The following is a 26,774-nucleotide window of genomic DNA, read 5'->3' on the forward strand; positions in this document are numbered from 1 at the left end:
CACCCGTCATGCCCGCTTTCGCGGAATGACGGCGGATCAGATCCCCTGCGCCGGCATCCGCTCGAAAGGCCCGATACAAGCCTCCATCGACTCTTCCCGGCACATCACGAAGCGCGCTCCCGACGGGTGAAAGCGCAGGTAGTTGGTGGCGCGGGTGCCGACCTGCATCACTTCGCCGGAGCAGTCCTGCTTGCCGTTGTCCTTGACGACGCGGTCTTCGAGCTTGTAGAAGCCCTTGGCGCTGGGTTTTTCGGCCACCGTGAACTCGCTCTCGGACACTTCCTGGGCGCTCTTGACCAGGGTGGTGCCGTCGCCGCGGAAGTGGTAGGTCTCGGAGCAGCCGAGCTGGGGGATGCTGAGGACCCAGATCCCGAGCAGCGGATGGGAGGCCGACGGTGCGGCGGCGGACGCGGACGGCGCCGCGAGCGCGGCGGCCAGGGTGGCGGCGGAAACGAGCAGTCCGGTGAGCGGTCGCATGATGTCGGTCCTTTGCGCAAACGGGCAAGCTTGAGAGTGCGTTGTCATTATCACACATCCCCGAGCCTGCCCGGCGCGCGTATGGCCCGGATCAGGCGCCTTCCGGCGTCTTCGGCTTGGCCGGACGGCGGGCGCGCGTGGCCGGCTTGCGCGACGCCTTGTGGGCCGGACGGGACGACTTCTTGCGCGCCGGCTTGTCGCCCTGGGCCTCCCCCTGTTCTTCGGCCGGCGCCGGATCGGACGGGTCGGCGTCGGTCACGCCGTCGGCGCCGGCTTCGGCGCCGCCATCGATACCGGCCACGGCCTTGTCCAGCGCCACCACGGCGTCAGTGGCGACCGCCGCATTGTCGGCTCCGGCCTCGGGCGCGGCGGCGGCCATCGCAGCCTGTGCCGCCGCGGATTTGCGCGTGGACGGCTTGCGCGGCGCGCGGCGGCGTTCCTTCACCGGCGCGGCCGGCTGCTCGGCTGCGGTCTCGGCTGCGGCTTCCGGCTGCACCTCCACCGGCGCGGCCGCGGTATCGTCCGCTTCCTCCACCAGATCCGGCGTCGGCGCCGGCCAGGTGGGCATGCCGAGGTCTTCCTGCACGTCTTCCGGCGCAGCCCGGGTATCCGCCACCGGGGCCGCTGCCTGCTCGGCCGCCTGGTCGCGCCCTTTGCGGCCACGACCGCCACGGCGGCGCGACTCGCGTGCCGGCGCAGCAATCGCCGGAATTTCGCTCGGCTGCTCGCCCTGCGTCTCCTCGGCCACGTCGCCGCCGCGCTCCTGCGTCGCGCCATCCAGGGCCGCCATTTCCGGCAGCGGCTCCGCTTCCGGCACGGCGCCGAGTGCCTCGATGGCCTGGGCGCTGCGGTAGACATAGGTGCCCGACTTCTCGTCGCGGCCGAATTCGAACAGGCCGCGGGTCTGGGCCTCTTCGAGCAGGTTGCCGAAGGTGCGGAAGCCGTAATAGGTTTCCGAGAAATCCGGACGGCGGCGCTTCAGGGTGTCCTTCAGCAGCGATGCCCAGATCTTGCCGGTGTCGCCGCGCTCGGAGACCAGGGCGTCGAAGGTCTCGACCACCATCTCCAGGGCCTGCAGCTTGCGCGCCTCCATCTCTTCCTTCTTGCGGTTGTTCTCGTCGGAAGGACGGCGGCCCTGCTGCGGCTGGCTCTTGCGCTCGTCGCGCTTGGCGGCGGCGCGGCGCACTTCGCGCACCAGGTCGTCGTAGAAGATGAATTCGTCGCAGTTGGCGACCAGCAGGTCGGAGGTCGAATTCTTGACGCCGACGCCGATCACGCGCTTGGCGTTTTCGCGCAGCTTGGAGACCAGCGGCGAGAAGTCGGAGTCGCCGGAGATAATCACGAAGGTATCGACGTGGGCCTTGGTGTAGCACAGGTCGAGGGCGTCCACCACCATGCGGATGTCCGCCGAATTCTTGCCCGACTGGCGCACGTGCGGAATTTCGATCAGCTCGAAGTTCGCTTCATGCATCGTGGCCTTGAAGCCCTTGTAACGGTCCCAGTCGCAATAGGCTTTCTTGACCACGATGCTGCCCTTGAGCAGCAGGCGTTCGAGGACGGGCTTGATGTCGAATTTTTCGTAATTCGCATCGCGCACGCCGAGTGCGACGTTCTCGAAGTCGCAGAACACCGCCATGCTGATGTTTTCTGAAGATGAAGCCATGTGTTGTTAGTGAGAATGTGTTGTTGGGCAAGCTATTCGGCGGATTATACGCAACAACGGGAAATCCACCTCAGCTCGCACGACTGGGCAGCAGGCAGGAGGCGTAGGGACTGACGAAAGGCGTGACCCGGCCATCCGTTTCCCAGCGCGAGCGGGTGATGGCGGCAATGTCGGCCCCGTAGACGTGAATGCTGACCGAGGTGCCGCCGACAAGCGCATTCGATACGCGATGTATATCACCGACGCTGGGTGATACGAAATCGATATCACCGGGTTCCATCTCATGCACGTGGCCGGGAACCAGCGACGCGCCCGGCCGGGCTGGAAGGCCGAACTCCTCGCAGCGCTCCCTCCCCCTCAGCACACCGACCATGCCCCACACCGTGTGGTCATGGATGGGCGTGCCCTGACCCGGCCCCCACACCATGGCCGACACCGAGAAGCGTCCCGCCGGATCGCGGTGCAGCAGGTGGATGCGGTAGCTGGCCGGGTCGGGCTCGGTGAGCGCGGCGGGCAGCCAGTCGTCGTGCGCGATCAGGCCGGCCAGCAGGGTGCGGCCGTCGCGGAAGATCGTGGCTTCGTCGGCGCCGCCGTCGACCAGCCCTTCGAGGCCGCCGACGAAGGCCGCCAGCGGATGCGGAAGCCGCGCGTTCACGACAGCCTCTCGATGGTGGCGTGATCGGGCTCGCCGCCGAAGAAGCGGTCGAGGCAGGCCTGGAAGATCGCCTCGTCCGGGGCGACGTCGGCGAACAGGGTCATGCTGGAGTGGAATTTCATGTTGTCGGGCTCGCCGAAGATCTGGTCGACATCGCGATCCTCGTGCATCGCGACCGCGGAGGCGCACTCGCGCAGGCGCTTGCCCAGCACCGGGTGGGCCAGGTAGGCCGCGGCCTCGTCGGCGGAGCGGATCGCGTAGCGCTGCGCCATCCCGCTGCGTCCCAGCCCTTCCAGCTGCGGGAAGACGAACCACATCCAGTGGCTGCGCTTGCGCCCGGCGCGCAGCTCGGCGAGCGCGGTGGCGTAGACGTCGTGCTGGGCGTCCACGAAGCGTTGCAGGTCGTAGTCGGTGTCCATGCTGCTTTCCTCCTCGCGGTCATGCTACTACACTGGCGGCACCATGAAACCCGAACACCTGCAACTCCTCCTCGTCCGCGAAATGCCCTTCGGTAAATACCAGGGCAAGAAGATCGCGGACCTTCCCGGCCACTACCTCGCCTGGTTYGCGCGCGAAGGCTTTCCCCGTGGCGAGCTGGGCGAGCTGCTCGAACTGATGTACGAGATCGATCACAACGCCCTGCGCGGGCTGCTGGATCCGTTAAAACGTTGATAATCGATTTTTTCGATCATAGTCCGCAAAACTACTCGTTTTTCTTCCCGGTGCGGCCTCGCTATACTGGCTTCCATCGAGAACACACACAGGGAGCAAATCATGATCGAAATTCGCAAAAGTGAAGACCGCGGCGACGCCAACCACGGCTGGCTGAAATCGAAACACAGCTTTTCCTTCGCCGACTACTACGATCCGCGCCACGTCGGCTTCGGCCCGCTGCGCGTGATCAACGAAGACCGTGTCGCCGCCGGCGCCGGCTTCGGCACCCACGGCCACCGCGACATGGAGATCATCTCCTACGTGCTGGACGGCGCGCTGGAGCACAAGGACAGCATGGGCACCGGTTCGGTCCTGCACTACGGCGACGTCCAGCGCATGAGCGCCGGCAGCGGCGTGCGGCACAGCGAGTTCAACGGTTCGCAGACCGAGCCGGTGCACTTCCTGCAGATCTGGATCCAGCCGAGCGTGCAGGGCATCCCGCCGAGCTACGAAGAGAAGCACTTCGACAGGGATGAGAAACTGGGCAGGCTGCGCCTGATCGCTTCCAGCGACGGCCGCGAAGGCTCGGTGCTGATCCACCAGGACGCCTCGCTGTACGCGGCCATCCTGAACGGCGAGGACAAGCTGGAGCACGCCCTGCAGCGCGGACGCCTCGGCTACGTGCACGTGATCCGCGGCCAGGTCGAGGTGAATGGCGTCGCCTTGAAAGGCGGCGACGCCGTCAAGATCGGCGACGAGGAAAGCATCAGCTTCGCGAACGCCGACGCCGCCGAACTGCTGTTGTTCGACCTGCCGCGTTAATCCCTGCTCGGCAGGCTGGCCACCCTGGTGGTCGGCCTGCCAAGGGTAGTCGCATGCAGGCCACACAGCGGCGTCCGGAAAGGGCTTGTTGTCCCGGCTCGGTATAGAATCGAGCCTCAGAGCAACTTTTCCGCCCTTTTCATGAGCGCACAACCCACCGTCCTCGTCGTCGAGGACGACGCCCACATCGCCCACGTCCTCACCTTCATGCTGGAACGCCAGGGCTATCTGGTGACCCACGTCGCCGACGGCCGCGCCGCGACCGCGCACGTGCTCGGCAATCCGGCGCCGGACCTGGTGCTGCTGGACGTGATGCTGCCCTATGTGGACGGGTTCGAGATCGTGGGCCTGATCCGCGCCCAGGCCGGCTGGCAGGAGACCCCGGTCATCATGCTGACCGCCAAGAACACCGAACGCGACACCGTGCGCGCGCTCGATGCCGGCGCCGACGATTTCATCATCAAGCCCTTCCAGCCCCAGGAACTGCTGGCGCGCCTGCGCCGCTTCCTCAAGACCGCGGCCTGACGGGGCGGCCTCTCCGCGCTCTGTCCGTGACCTTTCCCACGCTTGCGATCGCGCCCGGCTTCGGCGCGCCCTCCGATCCGATCCTGGCGGCGGCCTTCTGGACCGGCATCGCCGCCCTGCTGCTGACCCTCCTGCTCGGCCTGCAGATCGTGCGCCTGCGCATCTCGCTGCGCGCGAACGAACGGCGCCGCGCACGCACCCTGGCGCGCTGGCGGCCGCTGCTGAACGCCGCCATCGTCGGCGACGGTCCGCAGGAACTGCCGCGCCTGCTCGCCTCCGAACGCCTGCACTTCATCAAGCTGTGGGTGCACCTGCAATCCTCGCTGCGCGGCGAGGCCGGCGCCGCCCTCAACGCCATCGCGCGTCGCATGGGCCTCGATGCCGAAGCGCGCGCCATGCTGGGCCGGCGCGCCCGCACCGAGCGCCTGCTGGCGGCCCTGATGCTGGGCCACCTGGGCGACCGCGAAGCCTGGCCCCAACTGCTGCGCCTGGCCGGCCTGGACGACCCGACCCTGTCGCTGACCGCGCTGTGGGCGCTGGTGCGGATCGATCCCGAGGCCGCGGCCGAATACCTGACCCCGCTCTTCGTCGAACGCGAGGACTGGGGCATGTCGCACGTGGCCGGCATCCTGCAGCACGCCGGCACGCCGGTGGCGGCGGTGCTGGCCGGGATGCTGCCGCGCCTGAATCCCGATCGCCTGCCGCGCGCCCTGCGCATCGCCGAGGCCCTGCGCGTCGAGCTGCCGGCCGCGACCCTGGCCGGCGCGCTGGCCAACGACGCCGTCGCCGTGGTCACCGCCGCCCTGCGCATCGTGAACACGCCGCTGCTGCAGGACCAGGTGCGCGCCCTGCTCGCGCACGCCGACTGGCAGGTGCGGGTGCAGGCCGCCAAGGCCCTGGGCCGCATCGGCGAGCGCGGCGACGTCGAGCGCCTGGCGGACCTGCTGGCCGACCGCGAATGGTGGGTGCGCTACCGCGCCGCCCAGGCGCTGGCCGGGCTGCCCTGGCTGGAGCGCGCCGACCTCGACGCCCTGCACGCCTCGCTGGAAGACCGCTACGCGGCCGACATGCTGGCCCAGGTGGTGGCCGAACAGGACGCCGCGAATGCGAAGCACGAGGCGCCGGCGAACCCGGAGATGGCGGGCGCATGAACACCCACCACCTGCTGATCCAGTTCGTCACCTGGTTCGTGCTGTGCTACTTCATCCTGCTGAACGGCGGCTACCTGCTCCTCAACCTGCTGTCGCTGCGCACCCTGCACCGCAAGGGCCAGGAAGAGATGCTGGACGACCTGCCGCGCGCCTATTCCGGCCTCGAGCCGCCGGTCAGCATCCTGGTGCCGGCGTATAACGAGGAAGCGAGCATCGCCGCCTCGGTGCGCTCGATGCTGCAGCTGACCTATTCCGAATACGAGGTCGTGGTGGTCAACGACGGCTCGAAGGACGGCACCCTGGAGGTGCTGAAGCGCGAGTTCGGCCTGCTGCCTTTCCCGGAAGCCTACCGCCGCCAGATTCCCACAAAGGAGATCCGCGCGATCTACCGCTCGACGCGCTTCCCGAACCTGCGCGTGATCGACAAGTTCAACGGCGGCAAGGCCGACTCGCTGAATGCCGGCATCAATGCCGCGCGCTATCCGCTGTTCTGCGGCGTCGACGCCGACTCGGTCCTGCAGCGCGACAGCCTGGAACGCGTGACCCAGCCTTTCCTGCGCGACCCGACCGTGGTCGCCACCGGCGGCACCATCCGCATCGCCAACGGCTGCGAAGTCAGCGGCGGCTTCCTGACCCGGGTGGGCCTGCCGCGTAATCCCTGGGCCCTGCTCCAGGTGGTCGAATACCTGCGCGCCTTCCTGTTCGGCCGCCTCGGCTGGTCTGCCGTGAACGGCATGCTGATCATCTCCGGCGCCTTCGGCGTGTTCCGCAAGGATGCCGTGGTCAGCGTCGGCGGCTACCGCCCCGACACCATCGGCGAGGACATGGAACTGATCGTGCGCCTGCACCGCCTGCTGCGCGCGCGGCGCCAGCCCTACCGCATCGAATTCGTGCCCGATCCCGTGTGCTGGACCGAGGCGCCGGAAGACTTCAAGACCCTGAAGAACCAGCGGATCCGCTGGCAGCGCGGCCTGGCCGAGAGCCTGAACGCCAACTGGGGCCTGATGTTCTCGCGCAACGGCGGCGTGCCCGGCTGGCTGGCCTTCCCGTTCATGCTGCTGTTCGAGTGGCTGGGGCCCCTGGTCGAGGTTGGCGGCTACTTGTTCATGATCGTCTCTTTCCTGGCCGGCGAAATCTCCTGGCAGGCCTTCTCGACCTTCATGTTCGTGGCGATCGGGCTGGGCATCCTGCTGTCCGCCTCCGGCCTGCTGCTGGAAGAGATGTCCTTCCACATCTACCCGCGCGGCAAGCAGCTGCTGGCCCTGGGCGTGGTGGTGCTGGTCGAGAACCTCGGCTACCGCCAGCTGAACACCTGGTGGCGCCTGGTCGGCCTGTTCCGCTGGGCGATGCAGAAGGAAGCGACCTGGGGCACCATGGCGCGCAAGGGCAGCTTCGCGGACAAGCCGTGATCGCGCGCGCCCTGCTGCTGTCCCTGTTCGCGATGAGCGCTCCCGCCCATGCCGCCTGGCTGCACCTGTGCCCGCAAAGCGCCGCAGCGGCTGCCGCGCCGTCGGCCACGCCGTTTGCCGATACTGTCGGCGCCGACAGCGCGCGCCTGCGCTGGCAGGCCGACAGCCAGGCCGCACACCCCGGCTGCACCAGCATCGCCCTGCCGGCCGGCGCCCGGGTCGAGACCCTGTTCCCGCTCGGCCCCACCGAAGCCATCGAGCGCACCATCCTGCTGCACGGCCGCGTGCGCGAAGGCCGCTTTGCGGTCAGCGAGCACCTGCTGCCCTCTTCGCGCCCCGGCGTCCAGAAGCCCGGCATCATGCCGCTGCGCGCCAACCTGCTGGAGCGCATGCAGGCGCGCGCCTTCGGGGTGGAGGAGCGGGTCAATCTCAAGCTCGAGGGCGGCCGGCTGACCGTCGACTGCGGCGCCGGCACCCGGCCGGCCGGGGTGCTGCTCAGCGGCCCCTGGTACCTGCCGCGCGCGCGCCTGCGCCTGGCGGCCTCGTATGCGGGCGGCGCCGGCTTCTCGCTGCAGGCCGCCGATGGCGTCCGCGCCGCGCGCGAAACCGCATTGAATCTGGGCGAACTGCCCGCGCATCCGGCCGCCACCTCGCCGCAGATCTTCACGCCGGCGCTGCCGGACACCCTGGACCGCGCAAGCTGGAAGCACTTCGTCCTGCAATGCCCGGCCCAGCCAGCCAGCCTGGCGCTGGACTATCTCGCCATCGAACCCGATCCCTCACCGACCGCCCGGCCGGCGGCCCGCTCGACCTGGGTCTGGAAGGCGGCCGACTGGCGCGAGCATGGCGCCGCGCTGCTGGACTGGGCCGCGGCGCAGCGGGTGCGCGAGCTGTTCGTCACCGTGCCGTTCAGGAACGAGGCGGTCCGGGAACCGGCGCGCCTGGCCGCCTTCGTCCGGCGTGCGAACGCGCGCGGCATCCGCGTGCTGAGCGTGGACGGCGACCCGCACATGGTGCTGCCCGAGCAGCAGCCGGCGCTGGCGCGCATGGTGCGCGCCTACCTGAACTACAACGCCGGCGTCGAACCGGCCGCGCGCCTGGCCGGCCTGCAGTTCGACGTCGAACCCTACCTGCTACCCGATTATCAGCTTTTGGAGCACGGCGCCGGCAAGGTCGACTGGGACGCGCGCTACCTGGCGATGGCGCACACCCTGCGCGAGGCGGCCGGCAGCCTGCACCTGGAGCTGGTGGTGCCCTTCTGGTGGGATGGCAAGACCGCCCTGCTGGACGGCCTGGCACCGCTGGTCGATACCCTCTCCGTGATGGATTACCGCACCGATCCGGCCCAGGTGAGCGAATTCGCCATGCCCTTCCTCGACTGGGGCGCGCGCCATGGCAGGCAGGTGCGCATCGCGCTGGAAGCCGGCGAGATTGCCGCCGAAACCCAGCGCCGCTACGTGCGCGCCCAGGCGGGCGAAGCGGCCGGCCTGCTGCGCCTGAAGGTCGGCGGCCAGCAGGTGCTGGCCCTACTGCGCGAACCCGTGGCCGCGGCGGCGGACGCCGAGGCTTTCCGCCTGCAATCGACGCGCGAGATCGACGGCAGCGCCACCAGCTTCCACCGAGATAAACAATCCCTGCTGCGCCTTCTCCCGGCACTGGAATCCGACTTCAGCGCCTGGGATGGCGCCTTCGGCGGCATCGCCCTGCATGAGCTGCGTTGAAGCTGCGTCAAACCATCGCGCGAGTATTTACGGCCTGAAAACAACGCTTCCCATCGTGTATAGAACACCATCTTCTTTCCGTGTATTATTAATTTCCGGTAATAAATACAAACCAGATCACGCCAAGGAGAGGCTCATGACGTTCCGGAAACTCAAGCAAGGCTGCATGACGCTGGCCCTGGTCCTGGCCTGCCTGCCGGCCACGCAGGCGGTCGCGGGTCCGCTGGACGAAGCCAAGGCGCGCGCCCACCTCGACGCCGTCGCCGCCGGCGACCTCGAGGCCCTGATGAAGGACTATCCCGAGGATGCCTATATGGAATGGGTCGGCGGCCCGCTCGACGGCCGCTACCGCGGCAAGGAAGCGATCCGCGCAGTCTGGCAGAAATTCATCGCGGTCAACGAGGGCAAGCCCCGTCCCGCCACCTTCGGCAAGCTGAGCGCCTTCGCCAATCCGAAGGGCGCCTCGGTGCAGCAGCGCGCCGACTACGGCGGCAAGCTGCCGCTCAAGGTCCTGCACGTCCTGACCTACCGCGACGGCGAACTCACCACCGAACTCTGGCAGATCGCCCCTGCCATGCAGCTCGACCAATAAGGACGCCGATGTTCCTGCGCGCGTCCCTGCCGGCCCTGCTGGTCGTCCTCGGCTTGCCCCTGGCATCAAGCGCGGCCGGCGCCACCCTGGACGCGCGGGTGGCGACGCCGGCCGGCAAGCCGGTGCCCGACGCCGTCGTGGTGCTCGAACCGCTCGCGGGCGCCGTACCGGCGGCAAAGAACCGCCCGCATGCCGTGATCGAGCAGCGCGGCGCCGAATTTTCTCCCTGGGTGACGGTCGTGCAGACCGGCACCGCGGTCGACTTCCCGAACAACGACACGGTCCGCCACCACGTCTACTCCTTCTCCCAGCCCAAGCGCTTCGAGATCAAGCTCTATGCCGGCAAGCCGGGCCAGCCCATCACTTTCGACAAGCCGGGCGAGGTCGTCATCGGCTGCAATATCCACGACTGGATGGAAGCCTATGTGCTGGTGGTGGAGTCGCCGTATTTCGGCAAGACCGGGCCCGACGGCCAGGTCCGCATCGCCAACCTGCCGGCCGGGCGCTACCGCCTGCAGCTCTGGCATCCGCTGCAGAAGGCGCAGGCGGCGGCCAGTGAGATCGAACTCGCGGCCGCCCCGGCCAGGCTGAACCTGGTACTGGACGCACGGGCGCGCGAGCCCAAGCCGCACACGGCGATCGACCAGGACAGTTACTGAAACCAAGGAAGCATCGTTCATGGGTCTCACCTCGCTCCAGCGCCGCATCGTCCTCGTGTTCGTGGGCCTGCTGGTGCTCGTCATGGGCCTGGTGCTGACCCTGGTGCGCGAGAGCAGCGCGCGCATCGTCGGCAGCGAAGGCAGCAACGGCCTGGTGGTGGGCGCCAAGGTGTTCCAGCGCCTGCTCGACCAGAACCAGCGCCAGCTGGAGACGGCGGCCGGCGTGCTGTCCGCCGACTTCGCCTTCCGCGAAGCGATCGCGACCCAGGACCAGCCCACCATGCGCTCGGTGATCCGCAACCACGGCCAGCGCATCCACGCCCAGGTCATGATGGTGGCCGACACCAGCGGCGCCCTGATCGCCAGCTCCCAGCGCGAAACCGCCGCCGGCGACGCCTTCCCCTTCCCCGACCTGCTGCTCGAGGCCGAATCCAGCGGACGCAGCGCCGGTTTCCGCCAGATGCGCAACGGCCAGCTCTACCAGGTGGTGCTGGTGCCGATCATGGCGCCGCGCCGCATCGCCTGGGTGGCGATGGCCTTCCGGGTCGACGACGGCTGGGCGCGCGACATGGCCGAGGTGACCGGACTGGCCGTGCACGTGGTGCGCTTCGGCGCGCGCGGCCCGGTCCTGCTGGCCTCGTCCTTCGATGCGAAGCAGCGCGCCGCGCTGAGCCTGGGCGGCCTGCCGGCGGCCGGCCGGCAGGCCCTGCTCGACGTCGGCGGCGAAACCTGGCGCACCATGCGCCTGCCGCTGGACGGCGCCATGCAGGCCGTGCTGCAGCTGCCGGTTTCGACGGTGGAAGCGCCGTTCAGCCAGTTGCTGCAGCGCCTGCTGTGGGTGGTCGGCATCGCGATCCTGGTGTTCGCGCTGGGCAGCATCACGCTGGCGCGGCGCATCGTCAAGCCGCTCGAAGAACTGTCGGCTGCCGCGCACCGCATCGCCCAGGGCGACTACGGCCAGGCGCTGCCGGCCCTGCCCCAGGACGAGATCGGCCGGCTGGCCACCAGCTTCGCCCACATGCGCGACGGCATCGCCAGCCGCGAGGAACGCATCGTGCGCCTGGCCTACGTGGACGGCCTGACGGACCTGCCGAACCGCACCCGCTTCCTCGAGACCTTCGCGCGCCTGCCGGCCGGCACCTCGCGTGCGGTGGCGGTGCTCAACATCGACCGCTTCGCGATGATCAACAATGCGCTCGGCTACCAGGTCGGCGACCGCCTGCTGCGCGAAGTCGGCGAACGCATCTCCAGGCTGGAACGGCCGCCGCTGATGGTGGCGCGGCTGTGGGGCGACCACTTCGCCTTCCTGCTCGAGATCGAGACCGAGGATTGCGCGCGCGGCTTTGCCCGCGCGGTGCTGGAGCAGCTGCACGATCCGATCACGCTGGACGGGCAGCGACTCGACATCGGCGGCAGCATCGGCATCGCCCTGTATCCGCAGGATGGTACGGACGCCGGCACCCTGCTGCGGCGCGCCGAACTGGCGCTGGCGGCGGCCAAGCGGCGCCGCTCGGGCCTGGCCTTCGCCCACGAGGCGGGCGCCGAGCCGGCGCCGGAGCAGCTGTCCCTGATCGGCGACATGCGCGCCGCGATGGCGAACGGCGAATTCCTGCTGGCCTACCAGCCCAAGCTGGACCTGGTGAGCGGGCGCGTCAATGCCGCCGAAGCCCTGCTGCGCTGGCGCCGTCCGGGCAGCGGCATGGTCGCGCCGGGAAGCTTCATCCCCTTCGCCGAGCAGACCGGCTTCATCCGCGAGATCACGCCCTGGGTGCTGGACGCCGCCATCCGCCAGCTGGCGCAATGGCAGGCGCAGGGCCTGGACATCGCGGTCTCGGCCAACCTGTCGACCCTTGACCTGCTGGATCCGGAACTGCCGCGGCGCGTGAAGGCCCTGCTCGAGTTCCACCGCGTACCGCCGGCGCGCCTGTGCCTGGAGATCACCGAGAGCGCCCTGATGGACGAGCCGGCGCTGGCCCTGTCCCACCTGAACGCGCTGGCGGCGCTCGGGGTGAAACTCTCGATCGACGACTACGGCGTCGGCCAGGCCTCGCTGGCCTACCTGAAAAGCCTGCCGGTGAATGAACTGAAACTGGACCGCAGCTTCGTCACCGCGATCGCCGACTCGCCGCGCAACGCCGCCATCGTGAAGTCGACCATCATGCTCAGCCACGCGCTGGGGCTGTCGGTGGTGGCGGAAGGCGTCGAGACCGCCGAGGAACTGGACTGGCTGCGCGCCAACGGCTGCGACGTCGGCCAGGGCTACCGCATCTCGAAGCCCATCATGGCCGCGGAGCTCGCGGACTGGATGGCCTGCAACGCCGCCATTTGAAGCGAACGACTCAGGCGCGGCAATTGAGTACGCGGTCGATCAGTCCATATGCCACGCCCTGGCTGGTCGCCATGTAATTGTCGCGGTCGGAGTCCTTTTCGATCCGCTTGCACGGCTGGCCTGCCGAGGACGTCGTGCAGGACCAGTCGATCGACCGCCCGCGGCGCCGCTTCCAGGCCACGATCAACGGCCGGGATCTGCCGGCGATGGCGAGCCTGCTGGCGGCGGAGCAGCCGGTGTCCGTGCGCGAAGCGCCTGCCAACGACGCCTCCTATGCGCAGGCGCGGGCGGCCTGGGTCCCCGACAGCGGCGTCCATTACAATATGCGGCCGCTTACATCCGCCGAAACCGCCATGACCAGACGCCTCCATATTGCCGCCGCCCTGCTCCTGAACGCCGAAGGAAAAACGCTCTTGGTGCGCAAGCGCGGCACCGCCGCCTTCATGCAGCCCGGCGGGAAGATCGAAGCGGATGAGCGTCCCGAAGACGCGCTCGGCAGGGAGTTGAAGGAAGAGCTGGATATCGATGCCGATATCGCGCAGGCGCGCTTTCTTGGCCGGTTCAGTGCGCCGGCCGCGAACGAGCCGGGCTTCGAAGTGTGCTGCGAGCTGTATGAGATCCGGGTGGACCCTCCGGTCGTGCCCGCGGCCGAGATCGAAGAGGCGGTCTGGGTCGATGCCGATTCCGCGACGGCTCTCGAACTCGCCCCACTGACCCGCGATCACGTGCTGCCCCTGTACCGGCGAAGGCTCGGCGGTCGCCTAGGCCTCGATACGGTCGAATAGGCCGGGATAGCGCAGGACGAGATCCTCCTCGTCCACATCCAGTTCGGCCTGGAAGTCGCTGCCGATTCCTTCGTACAGGACACGGCCCGGCGCGATGCGGGTATAGGCCTGCCGCGCCGGCGCACAGTCCAGCGTGGGAATATGCACATACGCCACCTCGATGACCGTGCGCCCGGCCAGCGCCCTGCCGAGGCGGCGCAAGGGCAAGGTATTGGTGAAGCAGCTGGCGGTCAGGTCGACATCGATGGCGCCGTCGAGTGCTTCAAGCGGCTGGCCGGCGCCATCGGTCCAGCGGCCCTGCCCGTCGCCCAGCAGGACCAGTCCGCCGCCGTCGATGCTGTCCACGCTCAGCCTGCGCACGCGCCAAGCGGCATCGCAGAGGATGCTGTAGCGCACGGCGTAGGGTTCGCCGAAACGCCCGCCGAAGCGCTCCCCAATGATCATGCCGTCCGCGCTCACACCGCGCTCGTCCGCGCGCAGCAGCAGGTGTTCCAGGCCGTGGCCCTCGACGGCCTTCCAGCGGACTACCCGGGGCGGCTCAGGCGAGCGCATAGGCGAGGGTCACCGCCACCACCAGCACGCTTGCGGCGATGAGCGAGCTGCGCACGGCCCTGCTGCGCCGCGCGGCGACGTTCAGCGCGACTTCGGCACCTGCCTGGAAGAGAAGGTCGAGGATCATGGYGTCGGACTCGTCGACAATGGGCTGGATCACAACTTAACACGAACGCAAGGCTCGAACACTTAAGCCGTCGTTAAAGCCGGCAGCTCGACAAAGAAACTGGTCCCCTCGCCTTCCACGCTCTCGAAGCGGATGCGCCCGCCGTGTTCCTCGACGATGGTCTTGCAGATGTTCAGCCCCAGCCCGGTGCCGCCCTTCTGGCGCGAGTCGGCCGAATCGGCCTGGGCGAAGCGCTGGAAGATGCGCTCGCGGAAGGCTTCCGGAATGCCGGCCCCATGGTCGGTCACGGCGATCTTCAGCATCCCGCCATCGCGTTCCAGGCGGGTCAGCACCTCGCTGCCCGGCGCGGAAAACTTGATCGCATTGGACAGCAGATTGGTCAGCACCTGGGTGAAGCGGTCACGGTCGACCTTCGCGCGCAGGTCCTGCGCATCGCCCGCCGCCTCGACGGCCAGCCGCACGCCGGCCTGGGACGCGAAGCTGTCCATTGCCGCCACCGCGCCCTCCACCACCGGCGCCACCTGCTGCGCTTCGAAGCGGTAGTCCATCTGCCCCGCTTCCATCTTCTGGATGTCGAGCACGTCGCCGATCAGGCGCACCAGGCGCTCGGAACTGGCGCAGGCGACGCCGACCAGGCCTTGCGCATCCGCCGGCAGCTCACCGGCCATGCCGTCCTTCAGCAGCGACAGCGAGGCGCTGATCGCGGTCAGCGGCGTGCGCAGCTCGTGCGAGACGGTGGAGATGAACTCGTTCTTCATGCGCTCGATCTGCTTGCGCTCCGAGACGTCGTGCAGGAACACGCTGAAGAACACGCCCTCGCCGGTCCCGACCAGGCCCACCGTCATCTCGGCCGTGATCTCGGCGCCGTCGCGCCGCACCAGGTTGCGCTCGACGCGGTGGCCGAGCAGCGCGAGCTCGCCGGTCTCGCGGAAATGCTGGAGGGCCCGCAGCGCGCTGGCGCGATGGCGTTCCGGGATCGCCAGGTCGACCAGCATCCGGCCGACGGCTTCCTGGCGGGTCCGGCCCAGCATGTCCCTGGCGGCGGAGTTCCAGTCGGTGATGCGGCCGTCGAGATCGACGCTGATGAAGGCGTCCTGGGCGGTCTCGATGATGTTCACGATGCGCTGCTGGCTGGCGCGCACCGTGCTCAGGGCCTGCTCAAGTTCTCGGGTGCGCTGTTCGACCCGCAGTTCGAGGGTCGCGTTCAGGTCCTCCAGCTCGCCGCGCCGCCGGACCAGGTCGGCCACCAGCGCGTTCAGGGTGCCGGACAGGGTCTCGACTTCCTCGTAGCCGCCGCGGCCCGGGCTGATGGTCACCGGCTCGCCCTCGCGGATGCCGCGCGCCGAACGCGCCAGTTCGTCCAGCGGGCGGGTGATGCGGCGCGCCACCAGCACGCCGGCGATCGAGCACAGGCCCGCCAGCAGGATGCCGGCGGTGAGGCCGTATTCGCTCAGCCGGCGTACCGGCGCGTAGGCGTCGTCGACGTTCTGGCGCACCAGCACGGTCCAGCCGAGGCCGGGATATTCGGCATAGCCGTGGCCGCGCGCGAAGCCGACCAGGTAGGAGACGCCGTCCGGCCACTTCTCGACCAGGTAGCCGTCCTCCTTCTGCGTCTGCGCCGACTTCAGGCTGGCCAGCGACAGGGTCTTGCCCTGCAAGCCCGCGGGGCCGAGCAGGACCACGCCCTTGGCATCGACGATCAGGGCCTCGACCTGGCGCCGCGCGGCGATCGGCGCGATCACCGAGCGCTCGACGTCGCGCGCCCATTGCCAGGACAGGTGCACGCCCAGCACGCCCTCTGCGCGGCCGGCATCGTCCCGTACCAGGAAGGCGACGTCGACGAAGCGCCAGGGTTCCTGCTGCTGCGGCAGGAACTTGGCCAGCAGCACCGCCTCGTGCACGTCGCCGGCGTGCACGCCCTTCAGGGCGCTGCCGAACCACGGGCGCTTCGACACGTCCGCGCCTTCCAGCAGGCCCCTGGCCGCCACCTGTACCCTGCCGTCCATGCCGGCCACGCCGATCCAGCTGTAGTAGCCGTAGCTGCCCTGCAACTGGTCGAGGGTTTCGCGGCGCCGCTTCACCGGGGTCTCCGGACGCAGGCCGCGGCGCTGCGCCATCAGGTGCACTTCGCGATAGCGTTCGTACATGCCGCGCTCGAGCTTGTCGGAGGTCTGCAGCGCCAGCTCGGCCAGGCTGTGGCCGATGTTGGACTTGACCTGTTCGGTATTCCTGCGCTCGATGACGGTGACGAGCAGCACGGACAGGGCAACGGTCAGCAGGGTGAAGGCGAGCGCCAGCCAGGCACCCAGGCGGCGCGGCAGCAGATTGCGGGGAAAGGAGCGTGAGGACGGCATCGGGATCATCGAGGAAAAGGCCGCCGCCAGCGTAGCACACGATGATGCCCTACGGACACAGTGTGAACGTGGGTAAACACCGGGCGCCACACGGCCATGTCGGATTTCCGGTAAACTTCGGGTTTACTGTTGCAGAAATCATTGCCTACGTCTCAGGAACCAGTCATGCAAGACAACGCCGCCGCTTCGTCCAACCTCGTCGACTACGTCACGTCGTGCACCCTGCCGACGCCGTGGGCGCAGTTCACGCTGCACGCCTTCGTCGAGCATGCCACCGGCAAGGAACACCTGGCGATGACGCTGGGCGACCTGTCCACGAATGAGGCGCCGCTGATGCGCATCCACTCGGAGTGCCTGACCGGCGACGTGATGTTCTCGCAGCGCTGCGACTGCGGCGCCCAGCTCGAAGGCGCGCTGAAGAAGATCGCCGCCGAAGGCCGCGGCATCCTGCTCTACCTGCGCCAGGAAGGCCGCGGCATTGGCCTGGTGAACAAGATCCGCGCCTACCGCCTGCAGGAAGCCGGCGCCGACACCGTCGAAGCCAACCTGCAGCTGGGCTTCCACGCCGACGCCCGCAACTACGAGCTGGTGCAGCCGATGCTGGCCCACTTCGGCATCGGGTCGGTGCGCCTGATGACCAACAACCCGCGCAAGATCGACGCCCTGACCAAGCTCGGCTTCGACGTCGCCGAACGCGTGCCGCTGCTGGTGAACCGCAACGCTTTCAATAACAACTACCTGAATACCAAGCAGGCGAAGCTGGGGCATATGATGACGCCTGCGGCCGAGCCGGTGCTGGACGGCGAGCTGTAAGTGTTTGACGTCGTCCCCGCCTTCGCGGGGATGGCGTTGCACCATCGAGCGCTACCCTCCTGCATCTTCTGGCAAGATGAACTCCAGTCATCTTTCCAGCGACGAATGGAATGCGCCCGCTCCCGCTTGTCACCCTCTTGTGCCTGCTCTGCGCCATCGCCGGCGCCGCGCCTGTCGCGCAGAAGAGCGCTTCGACGGGCGCCGGCGGCAAGCAGGCGCCGCAGCCGCCGCTGGTGATCCCTCCCGCCACGCCGCCCGCCACCACGCCGCCCGCTCCCCTCCCCGGCGAAACCGACGAAACCGCGGCCCTGCCGCCGCCCTCCACCGCCGCCCAGGACCTGTACTCGGCCGCCAAGTCCGACCTGCTGCAGATCCGCATGCTGCTGAAGAACGGCCGCAGCCAGTCCTCGGTCGGCTCGGGCTTCCTGGTCGGCACCGGCAGGCTGGTGCTGACGAATTACCACGTGGTGTCGCAAATGGCGCTCGACCCCGACGTCTACATCGGCGAATACGTCGACACCGACGGCAGGACCGGCCCGGTCGAGCTGATGGCGGTCGACGTGCTGCACGACCTCGCGGTGGTGCGCGTGAACCGCGAAGGCACCGGTTTCTTCCAGGTGCCCGACCGTCCGGTCAGGCTGACCCAGGGCCAGTACCTGTACTCGCTGGGGAATCCTCTCGACCTCGGCTTCGCGATCTCGGAAGGCGCCTATAACGGTGTGGTCACGCGCAGCTTCTACGACCAGCTGATCTTCACGGGGCCGATCAACTCCGGCATGAGCGGCGGTCCCAGCGTGACGGCGTCCGGCAGCGTGGCCGGGATCAACGTCTCGAAGCGCCGCGACGGCGAGTCGGTCAGCTTCCTGGTGCCGGTACGCTTCGCCCAGGAACTGCTGCGCAAGGTTGCCGCGCAGCCGCACCCGCCGAAAGACTTCAATCCGCTGATCGCCCAGCAGCTGCTGGCCCACCAGCGCGAGATGATCGACCGCCTGCTGGCCGAGCCGCTGTCGATCAAGACCATGGGGCCCTATCACGTGCCGGTGCGCGAATCGCAGCAGCTGCGCTGCTGGGGGCGCACCAACTTCCGCCTCGAAGCCGAGTTCACCGGCGATTCCGTCAGCTGCGCGATGGAGGTGGCGGTGTACGTCTCCGATTCCCAGCAGACCGGGCATGTGTCGATGTCCCACCTCTACCTGCGTTCGGCCGGCATGCATCCGCTGCAGTTCGCGGCACTGGCCAGCGCCCGCTTCCGGGTCGACCGCATCGGCGCCTCGCGCGACGTGCGCCTGACCCGCCCGTCCTGCACCGAGCAGTTCGTGCACACGGCCAGCCTGCCGCTGCGCGCCGTCACCTGCGTGCGCGCCTACCGCAAGTTTGCCGGCCTGTACAACTTCACCCTGCTCACCGCCAGCACCGACGACGGCCATGCCAGCCTGCAGAGCCGCCTCGACCTGGCCGGCGTCTCCTACGAGAACGGCCTGCGCGCCACCCGCGCCTTCCTGTCCTCGCTGGGACGGACCCAGCCCCGGAGGCTGGCGCGATGAGCGGCCCCTGGTATATCGAGACCCTGGCGCGCAACGGCGACGTGCTGCAGCGCCACTGCGTGGACGCCCTGCCGATCCGGATCGGCCGCGGCTACGATAACGAGCTGATTCTCGACGACGACTATGTGGCCGCCAGCCACGCGCGCATCGAGCTGGACAATGCCGGACGCCTGGTGTTGCGCGACCTCGGCAGCAGGAACGGCCTGAATCATCGCGGCAAGCGGCTGCAGGAAGTGGTGCTGTCCGGGGATACCGTGGTGCGCATCGGCCATACCTCGCTGCGGGTGCGGGCGGCGAGTTTTCCGGTGGCGCCGGAGCTCGAGGACCGCACCTTCCACCGCTGGGAAGGCGCGCTGCCCGGCACGGCCGGCGTCCTGCTGGTCGGCGCCTGCGCCCTGTTTGCGCGCTGGCTCAGCGACACGCAGTATTTCGAGTTCGTGCGCTATTTCGAGGCCCTGGCATGGGGCGTCGGCGCGGCCCTGCTGTGGGCCGGCGTGTGGTCCTTCGCCAACCGCCTGTTCGGACGCCATGCGCGCCTGGGCCGCCACCTGTTCGTGTTCGGCTGCGGGCTGGCTGCGCTGAGCCTGGTGGCGATGCTGTGCGCCACCGCCGCCTATGCCTTCTCGGTCGAGTTCTTCACCCGCTATGTCTCGCACGCGGCGACGCTGCTGGTGGCCGGCATGCTCTATTTCCACCTCTGCACCGTCAGGCCGCAGAACCGCCTGCGCTACCGCTGGATCGCCGCCGGCCTGGCGGTGCTGGGCTCCGGCCTGATCCTGGCCTTCAACCTGCAGCGCACCGGACGCCTGGCGGACGAGCTCTACATGGCGGTGCTGATGCCGCCCGGTCTGCGGGTCAGCCGCGACCACGGCATCGACGAATTCATGCGCGAGGTCGAGGGCATGAAGGAGCCGCTCGACCGCAGCCGCGGGCGCAAGCCGGGCGAGGATGAACTGGAAAATTGATTCCAGTATTCTGGATTTTGACAATCAGGCAAGGATGGCAGATGATTTCGCCATGCAGATTCCTCGCCGCAATCTCGTCTTCATCCTGGTATGGGTCCTGTTCTGGACCCTGATGGTGCTGGTGGCCGTCCAGGACTTCCAGCGCAACGAACACAGCCCCGAGCTGTGGAAGCCGGTGTTATGGGAGGGTTCGTCGGCACTGGTGGCGACCGTGCTGGTACTCGCGCAGCTGCGCTTCAGCCGCCGCGACGACGCGCTGCTCGRCAGTCCCGGTCGCTGGTTCGCGCGCCAGGCGCTGTGGCTGCCGGTGTGGTGGATCGTCTTCACGCCGCTCGCCTTCGGCATCCGCCACGCCGTGTATGCGCTGATGGGCACTACCTACTACCATGATTCATGGCCGCACCTGTTCGTCTACGAGTCGATGAAGATCTCGATCTTCGCCGGCCTGTTCACGGCGGTCCGCTTCGGCATCAAGTCCTACCTGGCCCTGGTCGAAGCCGAGCTGCGCGCGCAGCGGGCAATCGCCCTCCAGCAGCAGGCCCAGCTGCAGCGCCTGGCCCAGCAGATGCAACCCCACTTCCTGTTCAATGCGCTGAACACGGTGTCCTCGCTGATGCACGTCGACGTCGACAAGGCCGACGCCACCCTCCAGCAACTGGCCGAGATGCTGCGCGCCACCCTCGCCCTGGGGGAGGCGCACGAGGCGCCGCTGCGGGCCGAGCTGGCGATCGCGCAAAGCTATGCCGGCGTGATGGCGGAGCGCTTTGCCGGCCGGGTCGAGATCGGCTGGCGCATCGACGATGCCCTGCTGGCCCAGCCGCTGCCCGTGATGAGCCTGCAGCCGCTGCTGGAAAACGTGTTCAAGCACACGGTCGAAAAGCGCCGCGGCCTGACCCGCATCGAGGTCTCGGCCCAGCGCGAACAGGATGCGATGGTGCTGCGGGTGGACGACGACGGCCGTCTCGGCGCCACGGCCGGCGCGGGCGGCGGCATCGGCCTGTCCAACCTGCGGGCCCGCCTGGCGGCGCTGTACGGCACGCGCGCCTCGCTGGACCTGGCCGCCCGCGACGGTGGCGGCGTGCGCGCCGAGCTGAGGGTGCCATGCTGAGGTTCACATGCGAATTCTGATCGTCGACGACGAAAAGCCCGCGCGCGACAAGCTGCGCCGCCTGCTGGCGCAGGAAACGGGCGTCGCCGCGATCGAGGAAGCGCTGGACGGCATCGACGCGCTGGAACGCATCGAAGCCTTCAGGCCGGACGCCCTGTTCCTCGACATCGCCATGCCCGAGCTGTCCGGCATCGAGCTGGCAGCCTCGCTGCCGGAACCGGCGCCGGCCATCGTCTTCGTGACCGCTTACGACGAGTATGCACTGCGCGCCTTCGACGCCGGCGCCATCGACTACCTGCTCAAGCCCTACGATGCGGCCCGCCTGGCGCGCGCCGTACAGCGCCTGCGGGAACGCATCGCCGCACCCGGGGCCCAGGCCTTGCCGGCCCTGCCAGTGCAACAGCTGCTGGTTTCCGAACGCGGCGCCACGCGCGTGGTGCCGGTGGCCGAGATCGGCTGGATCGAGAGCGCGGACAACTACGTGGCCCTGCACACGCCGTCCGGCAGCCCACTGCTGCGCCAGACCCTGGCCGGACTGGCGGAACGGCTGGAACCGGCCTTCCTGCGCTGCCACCGGCGCGCCGCCGTGCAGCTGGCGTGGATCGAGCGGGTGGTCCCGCTCGACAAGGGGGATTGCGAACTGGTGCTGCGCGGCGGCGCCCGCGTGCCCTGCAGCCGCCAGTACCGCGCTGCCGTGATGGAAAGGCTGGGCGCGGTCACTGGGGCTTGCACCGGAAGGTAATGCCGCTCAGTGCGTCGTTGCGCCGCGCTGGCTCTGGCTGCCGCCCTGGCCGCCGGACTGCGTCTGCTGCGGGCTGCCCTGGGCATTGGCCGCACCGCTCTGCGTGCCCGCGCCGGCGCTCGATTGCGACGAGGAAGCGGCGCCGTTGCCCACGTGCGCGAAGGGATCGGAGAACTGGCGCTCGGTTTCCTGCTGGGCGCGCAGGCCGCGCTCGGTCTGCTCGGTGGCGTCGCGCGCCACCTCGTCGGCCAGGGCCCGTGCGGTACGGGTGGTATTCTGGACGTGCTGCTCGGTCACTCTTGCCAGGTCCACCTGGGCGTCGGCCGCCAGGCGGGTGATGTGCTGCTGGTAGGCGCGCAGCTTGTCGCTGGCCGGCTGGGCGCGCGCGGCGGCGGCGCTCAGCAGCTCGGTCTGGCGGTCGGCGCTGAGCATGTGCTTGCCGGCCAGCGTGGTTTCCTCGATCATGGTCTGCATCAGCTGGATGTTCAGGTCGCACATCTGCTGGAAGGAGCGGAACAGCGACTTCGACATGTCGTTCAGGAATGCGGTCTGGGCGTCGACGTGGGTCTTCACTGCCGGGGCGACGGTTTGCGGAAATGGATACATGCCTTGCCTCGCTTTCAGGATAAATGATTGGAAGAATCTGAAAGGCCAYGGCGGCGGTTTTGCTGCATCGCCGCATGTCCGTGGCATGAAGCTAGAAGACTAAAGACGCGGCTGTACACGAGTTTGATCTAGATTAAACGTGCCGGACTTGAATTCAGGAGGACGAACCCGGCCCCGCCTGGGGCTTGGACGCCGGCAACTCCCTGCCGCAATCCTTGCAGAAACGGGCGCCCGCTTCGTGGCCACGACTGCCGCAGGCCTCGCATTTGCGCGTCGCCAGCAGACGTGCCGGCCCGACCCTGCGGTCGCCGCGGCGCGCCGAGATTTCGGCCGTCACGATGCCGGTCGGTACCGCCAGGATGCCCCAGCCCAGCAGCATCATGAAGGAAGCGATCGCCTTGCCCAGCTGGGTATGCGGCGTGATGTCGCCGTAGCCGACCGTGGTCATGGTCACGGTGGCCCAGTACATCGCGACCGGGATGCTGGTATAGCCGTTCTTCGGCCCCTCGACCACGTACATGACGGTGCCGAGGATCAGGATGGCCATCAGCACCACCGACAGGAAGACCAGGATCTTGCGGCGGCTGGCGGACAGCGCCTCGCCCAGGCGCGTGTACTCCTCGATGTAGAGCGTCAGCTTGAAGATGCGGAAGACGCGCAGCAGGCGCAGGATGCGGATGTCGAGGAAGAGATTGCTGCCCGGCAGCAGCAGCGAGAAATAGGTCGGCAGCACGGCCAGCAGGTCGATCACGCCGTAGAACCCGGCCGCATAGCGCCAGGGCCGCTGCACGCAGGCGAGGCGCGCCAGGTATTCGACGCTGAACAGCAGGGTGAAGGTCCACTCGACCACGTTCAGCGTTTCGCCGTACTCGCGGTGCAGGCCGGGCACGCTGTCCAGCACCACGGCCAGGATACTGAGCATGATCGCGAAGACCAGTCCGATGTCGAAGCGGCGCCCGGCCGGGGTGTCGGCCTCGAAGATGACGTCGAACATGCGCCGCCGCAGGCCGGACGGCGGCTTGCCGTAGGAGTCCGGAACCTGCGAAACGTAGGGCTTGTCGGCGCGCGGTTCCGGCGTCACTTTGTGGCCGGCCCCTTCAGCTCGATCATGTTCCCTTCCGGGTCTTGCAGGTAGATCGAGGGGCCTTCCCCCTCGGCACCGAAGCGCGATTCGACGGGGCCGGCCTCGACCCCGTGCGCCGCCAGGTGGGCGCGGATCGCGGCTTCGTCGAAGGGCTCGACGCGGAAGYAGATGTGGTCGACGTTGCGCCCTTCGCGCCCCGGCGCGGCGCCGCCCATGCGGCCCAGCTTGCCGTCCACCGGGACCAGGTCCAGCATGGCGCTGCCGGCGCGCAGCTGCACCAGGCCGATATCAATCTGGCGCCGCACTTCCCGGCAGCCGAGCACCTCGCCGTAGAAGCGCTGCATGCGCGCCAGGTCGACCACGCGCAGCACCACGTGGTCGATCTCGCGGATCCTGATCGCGCCGCCGGTTCCCATGTCAGTCGGCATGGCGTTCGACCCAGGTGGCGAAGCATTCCATGAACTGCTGCAGGAAGCCGTGCAGCGATTCGTCGGTGAGCTTGTCGCCGTCGAACTTGTTGCCGATGCCGCCGATATAGGCCTCCGGCTGCTGCATGCAGGGCATGTTGAGGAAGACCAGGGACTGGCGCAAGGCGTGGTTGGCGCCGAAGCCGCCCATTGCGCCCGGCGAATTGCTGACCACGGCGCAGGGCTTGCCGTTCCAGGCCGCCTTGCCGTAGGGGCGCGAGCCGACGTCGATGGCGTTCTTGAGCACCCCGGGCAGCGAACGGTTGTACTCGGGCGTGCAGAACAGCACGCCGTCGGCCTCGCGGATGCGGTCGCGGAACTCGGTCCAGCGCGGCGGCGGCGTGTCGGTCTCGTCATCCTGGTTGTACATCGGAAGCTGGGCGATGTTGACGATTTCCAGCTCCAGCGTGGGCGGGGCTACCAGCATCAGGCTTTTGGCGAGCTTGCGGGTGAACGATTCCTTGCGCAGGCTGCCGACGAGAACTGCGATCTTACGCGTTGCCATGAAATTCCTTTCGAGGTTGCGGGATGGATGTCAGTACTTCAAGTGTAGCGATTTTTCATCGGGGCGGTCACGTCGTTGGCGTTTACTGGAAAGACCGTGGGCTTGCCGAGGAGCGCCGACCCGCCAATTTCAACGAATTCCAGATCTCGGGATTGAATGCCTGTGCGCTCCAGCAGCTTCAGAAAGCCGAGAAGCTTCCCGGTGAGCTGGCATTAGGGGACAGCGTTTATCAATTATCGCAGGGCAGCACTTCCGACCGGTGTGTCGAACTGATGCGCATACTGCTCAAGTCCTGTCCTTATGCCCTTTCGAATAATGCAAAAGGAAAATTGCTTGCCCTTCGAGGTAACCAGCTCACGCGGCATGCAGGCGCGGCACCGACCACACCTTGAACGCGCGCTCGATCAGCAAGGTCTCGCGGGTATCCAGCACGCTGTCCGCATGGACGATGTCGAGCATGGCCTTCATGACCGCCATGCGCAAGGTCGTGTCCTGGAGTTCGCCCAGCAGGGCATCGAGCAGGTGGACGTCGATCTCGACTTCCTGGCTGCAGCGCCGGGCGGCGGTCGCGAGCAGGTCTTCGCAGAGGTCGCGCACCACGTCGTCGAAATCGTCCTCGGCGATGCCCACCTGCTGCAGGATGCCCGAGCGGTGCATGGCCTTCAGTTCCGAGGGCGCCAGGTGGCCGTCGACGATCATGGTCAGCGCCAGCAGCCTGGAAATTGCCTTGGGACTGTCGGTGGGATAGGAACGCATTGTGAAACTCCTCGAATAGTGGAGACAACAGACTACTGCCTTCCACCCAAAACTAAAACCGAAGAAATCTTGAGATATATTCAGGTTTTTTCGAAGTCAAATCCGCCGGCGGCGATATTCGTCAAGGAAGGACTCGGTTTCGCGCGCCGTCAGCACCTTCACCGGATCGCCATGGTGGGCGTACAGGTAAGGCGCGCCGCCCATCCGGTCGGTCAGCTTGGCGTGGATCAGGAAGCGGGTCCCGAGCGGGTACAGTTCCGGGTCGCGCAGCGCGCGCGAGCAATGCACGCGCATCGAGGTCGCGTAGGCCTGTCCCGCCATCGGCCGGATATGCGGCATCCCGGTGCGCGGGTCCATCACCGATTCGACCGCAACCTCGCGGTAGGCCCAGGGATCGCGCGCCACCTCAGGCTTTCGCCGCCGCCGCTGCGGCGGCGCTGTGCACGGCCGCCTCGCGGATCGGCAGGTTGACCAGGGCGGCGGCCAGCGCCAGCAGGATGTCGGCGTACCACATCCAGGAATAATCGCCGAACTTCACGAAGGCCAGTCCGCCCAGCCAGGCGCCGAAGAAGCCGCCGATCTGGTGCGACAGCAGGGTCAGGCCGAACAGGGTCGACAGGTAGCGCATGCCGAACAGCTTGCCGACCAGGCCGGCCGTCGGCGGCACCGTCGCCAGCCACGAGAAGCCGAGCGCCGCCGCGAACAGGTAGAAGGTCAGCGCGGTCTTCGGCGCCAGCAGGTAGAGGCCGATGATGACGGCACGTCCGCCATAGATCGCGGCCAGCAGCCACTTCATGCGGTAGCGCTGGCCGAGCGCCCCGGCAACCAGCGAGCCGGCGATGTTGAACAGGCCGATCAGGCCCAGCGCGGTGGCGGACACGCCGGCCGGCAGGCCGCACAGGGCGACCTCGCCCGGCAGGTGGGTGACCAGGAAGGCGATGTGGAAGCCGCAGGTGAAGAAGCCGGCGTGCAGGCAGAGGTAGCTCTTGTCGCGCATGGCTTCGCGCACCTGGCGGCCCAGCGAATACTCGTCGACGGCGGCGCCGGCTTTGGCGGCCGGCGCCGGCGCGCGCCCGCGTACGAGGGCGGCCAGCGGGATGGTCAGCAAGGTGGTGGCGGCCAGCGCGAACATCGCCACGACCCATCCGCTGGCCTGGATCACGAGCTGCACCAGCGGCGAGAACACGAACTGGCCGAAGGAGCCGCCCGCATTGATGAAGCCGGCGGCGAAGGGCCGGCGCTCGGGCGGCAGGCGCTGGGCGGTGGCGCCGATCAGGATCGAGAAGCTGCCGGCGCCCGCCCCGGCCGCCGACAGCACGCCGAGGGTCAGCATCAGGCCCCACTGCGAGGAGACGAAGGGGGTGGCGGCCAGGCCGGCGGCCAGCATCACGCCGCCCAGCACGATCACGCGCGCCGGCCCCCATTTGTCGGCCACGGCGCCGAAGATCGGCTGCGAAGCGCCCCACATGAACTGGCCGACCGCCATCGCCAGGCTGATCGAGGCGACGCCGAGGCCGGTGGAGGTATTGATCGGCGAAAGGAAGAGACCGGTGGTCAGGCGCGCCGCCATCGTGATCATCAGGATCGCACTGGCGGACAGGATGAGCAGCCACGCGGCGCGTGGCGTCATCGGGGTCTGGCTGGTCATCTTGGCTCCCTTGTTGTCGTTTGTGTTCGACAGTGTCGCATGGAGTGCGGGAAGCTGCAGA

The 26,774-nt window shown here is 68.2% G+C and carries 31 protein-coding genes; 16 read left to right on the plus strand and 15 right to left on the minus strand.

The genetic code is table 11. The features are described 5' to 3' along the window. Positions 1 to 36 precede the first annotated feature (36 nt). From AC1DIX_RS05010 to AC1DIX_RS05025, 4 genes are all read right to left on the minus strand, one after another. Positions 37 to 477: a hypothetical protein gene (locus tag AC1DIX_RS05010; protein WP_477322477.1), complete on the minus strand. Its 441-nt coding sequence runs from the start codon at positions 475 to 477 to the stop codon at positions 37 to 39. 91 nt (positions 478 to 568) lie between these two features. After that, positions 569 to 2,140: an NYN domain-containing protein gene (locus tag AC1DIX_RS05015; RefSeq protein ID WP_477322479.1), complete on the minus strand. Its 1,572-nt coding sequence runs from the start codon at positions 2,138 to 2,140 to the stop codon at positions 569 to 571. Between the two features lie 70 nt (positions 2,141 to 2,210). Continuing rightward, on the minus strand, positions 2,211 to 2,795 hold the full coding sequence (locus tag AC1DIX_RS05020) for a cysteine dioxygenase family protein (protein ID WP_477322481.1): 585 nt from the start codon (positions 2,793 to 2,795) through the stop codon (positions 2,211 to 2,213). Continuing rightward, the gene (locus tag AC1DIX_RS05025; RefSeq protein WP_477322483.1) at positions 2,792 to 3,214 is read right to left on the minus strand and encodes a DUF1810 domain-containing protein; all 423 of its coding nucleotides are present in this window, start codon (positions 3,212 to 3,214) and stop codon (positions 2,792 to 2,794) included. The genes AC1DIX_RS05020 and AC1DIX_RS05025 overlap by 4 nt, the downstream gene beginning before the upstream one ends. 43 nt (positions 3,215 to 3,257) lie before the next feature. Here AC1DIX_RS05025 and AC1DIX_RS05030 point away from each other — a divergent pair, with 43 nt between their 5' ends. The 9 genes from AC1DIX_RS05030 (at position 3,258) to AC1DIX_RS05070 (ending at position 12,657) form a co-directional block, all read left to right on the plus strand. Further along, on the plus strand, positions 3,258 to 3,467 hold the full coding sequence (locus AC1DIX_RS05030; RefSeq protein ID WP_442121751.1) for a DUF3820 family protein: 210 nt from the start codon (positions 3,258 to 3,260) through the stop codon (positions 3,465 to 3,467). Between the two features lie 102 nt (positions 3,468 to 3,569). Next, positions 3,570 to 4,271 (plus strand): pirin family protein, encoded by a 702-nt coding sequence (locus AC1DIX_RS05035; protein WP_442121752.1) that lies wholly within the window; start codon positions 3,570 to 3,572, stop codon positions 4,269 to 4,271. A 141-nt stretch (positions 4,272 to 4,412) separates the two neighbouring features. After that, complete coding sequence (locus AC1DIX_RS05040) at positions 4,413 to 4,796, plus strand: response regulator transcription factor (protein WP_442121753.1); 384 nt, start codon at positions 4,413 to 4,415, stop codon at positions 4,794 to 4,796. 26 nt (positions 4,797 to 4,822) lie between these two features. Beyond that, complete coding sequence (locus AC1DIX_RS05045; protein WP_477322488.1) at positions 4,823 to 5,947, plus strand: HEAT repeat domain-containing protein; 1,125 nt, start codon at positions 4,823 to 4,825, stop codon at positions 5,945 to 5,947. Further along, a complete protein-coding gene (locus AC1DIX_RS05050; RefSeq protein WP_477322490.1) occupies positions 5,944 to 7,356 on the plus strand; it encodes a glycosyltransferase family 2 protein in 1,413 nt (470 codons plus the stop codon). The genes AC1DIX_RS05045 and AC1DIX_RS05050 overlap by 4 nt, the downstream gene beginning before the upstream one ends. After that, a complete protein-coding gene (locus AC1DIX_RS05055; RefSeq protein WP_477322492.1) occupies positions 7,353 to 9,077 on the plus strand; it encodes a hypothetical protein in 1,725 nt (574 codons plus the stop codon). Before AC1DIX_RS05050 ends, AC1DIX_RS05055 begins: the two co-directional genes overlap by 4 nt. 136 nt (positions 9,078 to 9,213) lie before the next feature. Next, on the plus strand, positions 9,214 to 9,669 hold the full coding sequence (locus AC1DIX_RS05060) for a nuclear transport factor 2 family protein (protein ID WP_442121757.1): 456 nt from the start codon (positions 9,214 to 9,216) through the stop codon (positions 9,667 to 9,669). Positions 9,670 to 9,677: 8 nt separating this feature from the next. Then, on the plus strand, positions 9,678 to 10,328 hold the full coding sequence (locus AC1DIX_RS05065; protein ID WP_477322494.1) for a methylamine utilization protein: 651 nt from the start codon (positions 9,678 to 9,680) through the stop codon (positions 10,326 to 10,328). 19 nt (positions 10,329 to 10,347) lie between these two features. Next, a complete protein-coding gene (locus AC1DIX_RS05070; RefSeq protein WP_477322496.1) occupies positions 10,348 to 12,657 on the plus strand; it encodes a putative bifunctional diguanylate cyclase/phosphodiesterase in 2,310 nt (769 codons plus the stop codon). Between the two features lie 10 nt (positions 12,658 to 12,667). Here the strand turns inward: AC1DIX_RS05070 and AC1DIX_RS05075 are convergent, their stop codons facing one another. Further along, positions 12,668 to 12,838 (minus strand): ATP-dependent Clp protease proteolytic subunit, encoded by a 171-nt coding sequence (locus AC1DIX_RS05075; RefSeq protein ID WP_477322498.1) that lies wholly within the window; start codon positions 12,836 to 12,838, stop codon positions 12,668 to 12,670. On the opposite strand from AC1DIX_RS05075, the gene AC1DIX_RS05080 reads away from it, so the two are divergent. Further along, on the plus strand, positions 12,765 to 13,442 hold the full coding sequence (locus AC1DIX_RS05080; RefSeq protein WP_477322500.1) for an NUDIX hydrolase: 678 nt from the start codon (positions 12,765 to 12,767) through the stop codon (positions 13,440 to 13,442). The two genes, AC1DIX_RS05075 and AC1DIX_RS05080, sit on opposite strands and share 74 nt — an antisense overlap. Here AC1DIX_RS05080 and AC1DIX_RS05085 read toward each other — a convergent pair. Genes AC1DIX_RS05085 through AC1DIX_RS05095 form a run of 3 tightly spaced genes read right to left on the minus strand, consistent with a single transcriptional unit; the run spans position 13,419 to position 16,475 of the window. Next, positions 13,419 to 13,994, minus strand: a complete 576-nt coding sequence (locus AC1DIX_RS05085; protein ID WP_477322503.1) for a putative glycolipid-binding domain-containing protein — start codon at positions 13,992 to 13,994, stop codon at positions 13,419 to 13,421. The two genes, AC1DIX_RS05080 and AC1DIX_RS05085, sit on opposite strands and share 24 nt — an antisense overlap. Then, on the minus strand, positions 13,981 to 14,154 hold the full coding sequence (locus AC1DIX_RS05090) for a hypothetical protein (RefSeq protein ID WP_477322505.1): 174 nt from the start codon (positions 14,152 to 14,154) through the stop codon (positions 13,981 to 13,983). Before AC1DIX_RS05090 ends, AC1DIX_RS05085 begins: the two co-directional genes overlap by 14 nt. 29 nt (positions 14,155 to 14,183) lie before the next feature. Continuing rightward, positions 14,184 to 16,475, minus strand: a complete 2,292-nt coding sequence (locus AC1DIX_RS05095; RefSeq protein ID WP_477322508.1) for a sensor histidine kinase — start codon at positions 16,473 to 16,475, stop codon at positions 14,184 to 14,186. A gap of 165 nt (positions 16,476 to 16,640) precedes the next feature. Here AC1DIX_RS05095 and ribA point away from each other — a divergent pair, with 165 nt between their 5' ends. From ribA to AC1DIX_RS05120, 5 genes are all read left to right on the plus strand, one after another. Then, complete coding sequence (gene ribA, locus AC1DIX_RS05100) at positions 16,641 to 17,288, plus strand: GTP cyclohydrolase II (protein ID WP_442121765.1); 648 nt, start codon at positions 16,641 to 16,643, stop codon at positions 17,286 to 17,288. A 110-nt stretch (positions 17,289 to 17,398) separates the two neighbouring features. Beyond that, positions 17,399 to 18,832: a S1 family peptidase gene (locus tag AC1DIX_RS05105; RefSeq protein WP_477322512.1), complete on the plus strand. Its 1,434-nt coding sequence runs from the start codon at positions 17,399 to 17,401 to the stop codon at positions 18,830 to 18,832. Further along, the gene (locus tag AC1DIX_RS05110) at positions 18,829 to 19,797 is read left to right on the plus strand and encodes an FHA domain-containing protein (protein ID WP_477322514.1); all 969 of its coding nucleotides are present in this window, start codon (positions 18,829 to 18,831) and stop codon (positions 19,795 to 19,797) included. The genes AC1DIX_RS05105 and AC1DIX_RS05110 overlap by 4 nt, the downstream gene beginning before the upstream one ends. Positions 19,798 to 19,849: 52 nt before the next feature. Further along, the gene (locus AC1DIX_RS05115) at positions 19,850 to 20,905 is read left to right on the plus strand and encodes a sensor histidine kinase (protein WP_477322516.1); all 1,056 of its coding nucleotides are present in this window, start codon (positions 19,850 to 19,852) and stop codon (positions 20,903 to 20,905) included. A gap of 7 nt (positions 20,906 to 20,912) precedes the next feature. Next, positions 20,913 to 21,647 (plus strand): LytR/AlgR family response regulator transcription factor, encoded by a 735-nt coding sequence (locus AC1DIX_RS05120; protein ID WP_477322518.1) that lies wholly within the window; start codon positions 20,913 to 20,915, stop codon positions 21,645 to 21,647. 6 nt (positions 21,648 to 21,653) lie between these two features. Here AC1DIX_RS05120 and AC1DIX_RS05125 read toward each other — a convergent pair whose 3' ends face one another. The 4 genes from AC1DIX_RS05125 to AC1DIX_RS05140 all read right to left on the minus strand — a co-directional run bounded on the left by AC1DIX_RS05125 (position 21,654) and on the right by AC1DIX_RS05140 (position 24,309). Further along, positions 21,654 to 22,253 (minus strand): phasin family protein, encoded by a 600-nt coding sequence (locus AC1DIX_RS05125; RefSeq protein ID WP_477322520.1) that lies wholly within the window; start codon positions 22,251 to 22,253, stop codon positions 21,654 to 21,656. A gap of 154 nt (positions 22,254 to 22,407) precedes the next feature. Continuing rightward, positions 22,408 to 23,334, minus strand: a complete 927-nt coding sequence (locus AC1DIX_RS05130; protein WP_477322522.1) for an ion transporter — start codon at positions 23,332 to 23,334, stop codon at positions 22,408 to 22,410. Beyond that, the gene (locus AC1DIX_RS05135) at positions 23,331 to 23,765 is read right to left on the minus strand and encodes a VOC family protein (RefSeq protein ID WP_477322524.1); all 435 of its coding nucleotides are present in this window, start codon (positions 23,763 to 23,765) and stop codon (positions 23,331 to 23,333) included. The genes AC1DIX_RS05130 and AC1DIX_RS05135 overlap by 4 nt, the downstream gene beginning before the upstream one ends. Then, on the minus strand, positions 23,755 to 24,309 hold the full coding sequence (locus AC1DIX_RS05140) for an NADPH-dependent FMN reductase (protein ID WP_442121771.1): 555 nt from the start codon (positions 24,307 to 24,309) through the stop codon (positions 23,755 to 23,757). The genes AC1DIX_RS05135 and AC1DIX_RS05140 overlap by 11 nt, the downstream gene beginning before the upstream one ends. 23 nt (positions 24,310 to 24,332) lie before the next feature. Here AC1DIX_RS05140 and AC1DIX_RS05145 point away from each other — a divergent pair, with 23 nt between their 5' ends. Then, positions 24,333 to 24,701: a hypothetical protein gene (locus tag AC1DIX_RS05145; RefSeq protein ID WP_477322526.1), complete on the plus strand. Its 369-nt coding sequence runs from the start codon at positions 24,333 to 24,335 to the stop codon at positions 24,699 to 24,701. Here AC1DIX_RS05145 and AC1DIX_RS05150 read toward each other — a convergent pair. From AC1DIX_RS05150 to AC1DIX_RS05160, 3 genes are all read right to left on the minus strand, one after another. Next, positions 24,664 to 25,065, minus strand: a complete 402-nt coding sequence (locus AC1DIX_RS05150; protein WP_442121773.1) for a tellurite resistance TerB family protein — start codon at positions 25,063 to 25,065, stop codon at positions 24,664 to 24,666. The genes AC1DIX_RS05145 and AC1DIX_RS05150 overlap by 38 nt on opposite strands. A 96-nt stretch (positions 25,066 to 25,161) precedes the next feature. Continuing rightward, positions 25,162 to 25,470, minus strand: coding sequence for a hypothetical protein (locus AC1DIX_RS05155; protein WP_477322528.1), 309 nt, complete (start codon positions 25,468 to 25,470; stop codon positions 25,162 to 25,164). Position 25,471: 1 nt separating this feature from the next. Then, positions 25,472 to 26,713 carry an MFS transporter gene (locus AC1DIX_RS05160; RefSeq protein ID WP_477322530.1) on the minus strand — a complete coding sequence of 414 codons (1,242 nt, stop codon included), beginning with the start codon at positions 26,711 to 26,713 and terminating at the stop codon, positions 25,472 to 25,474. Positions 26,714 to 26,774: the final 61 nt, after the last annotated feature.

This window comes from Massilia sp. 05N420 (genome assembly GCF_056397205.1).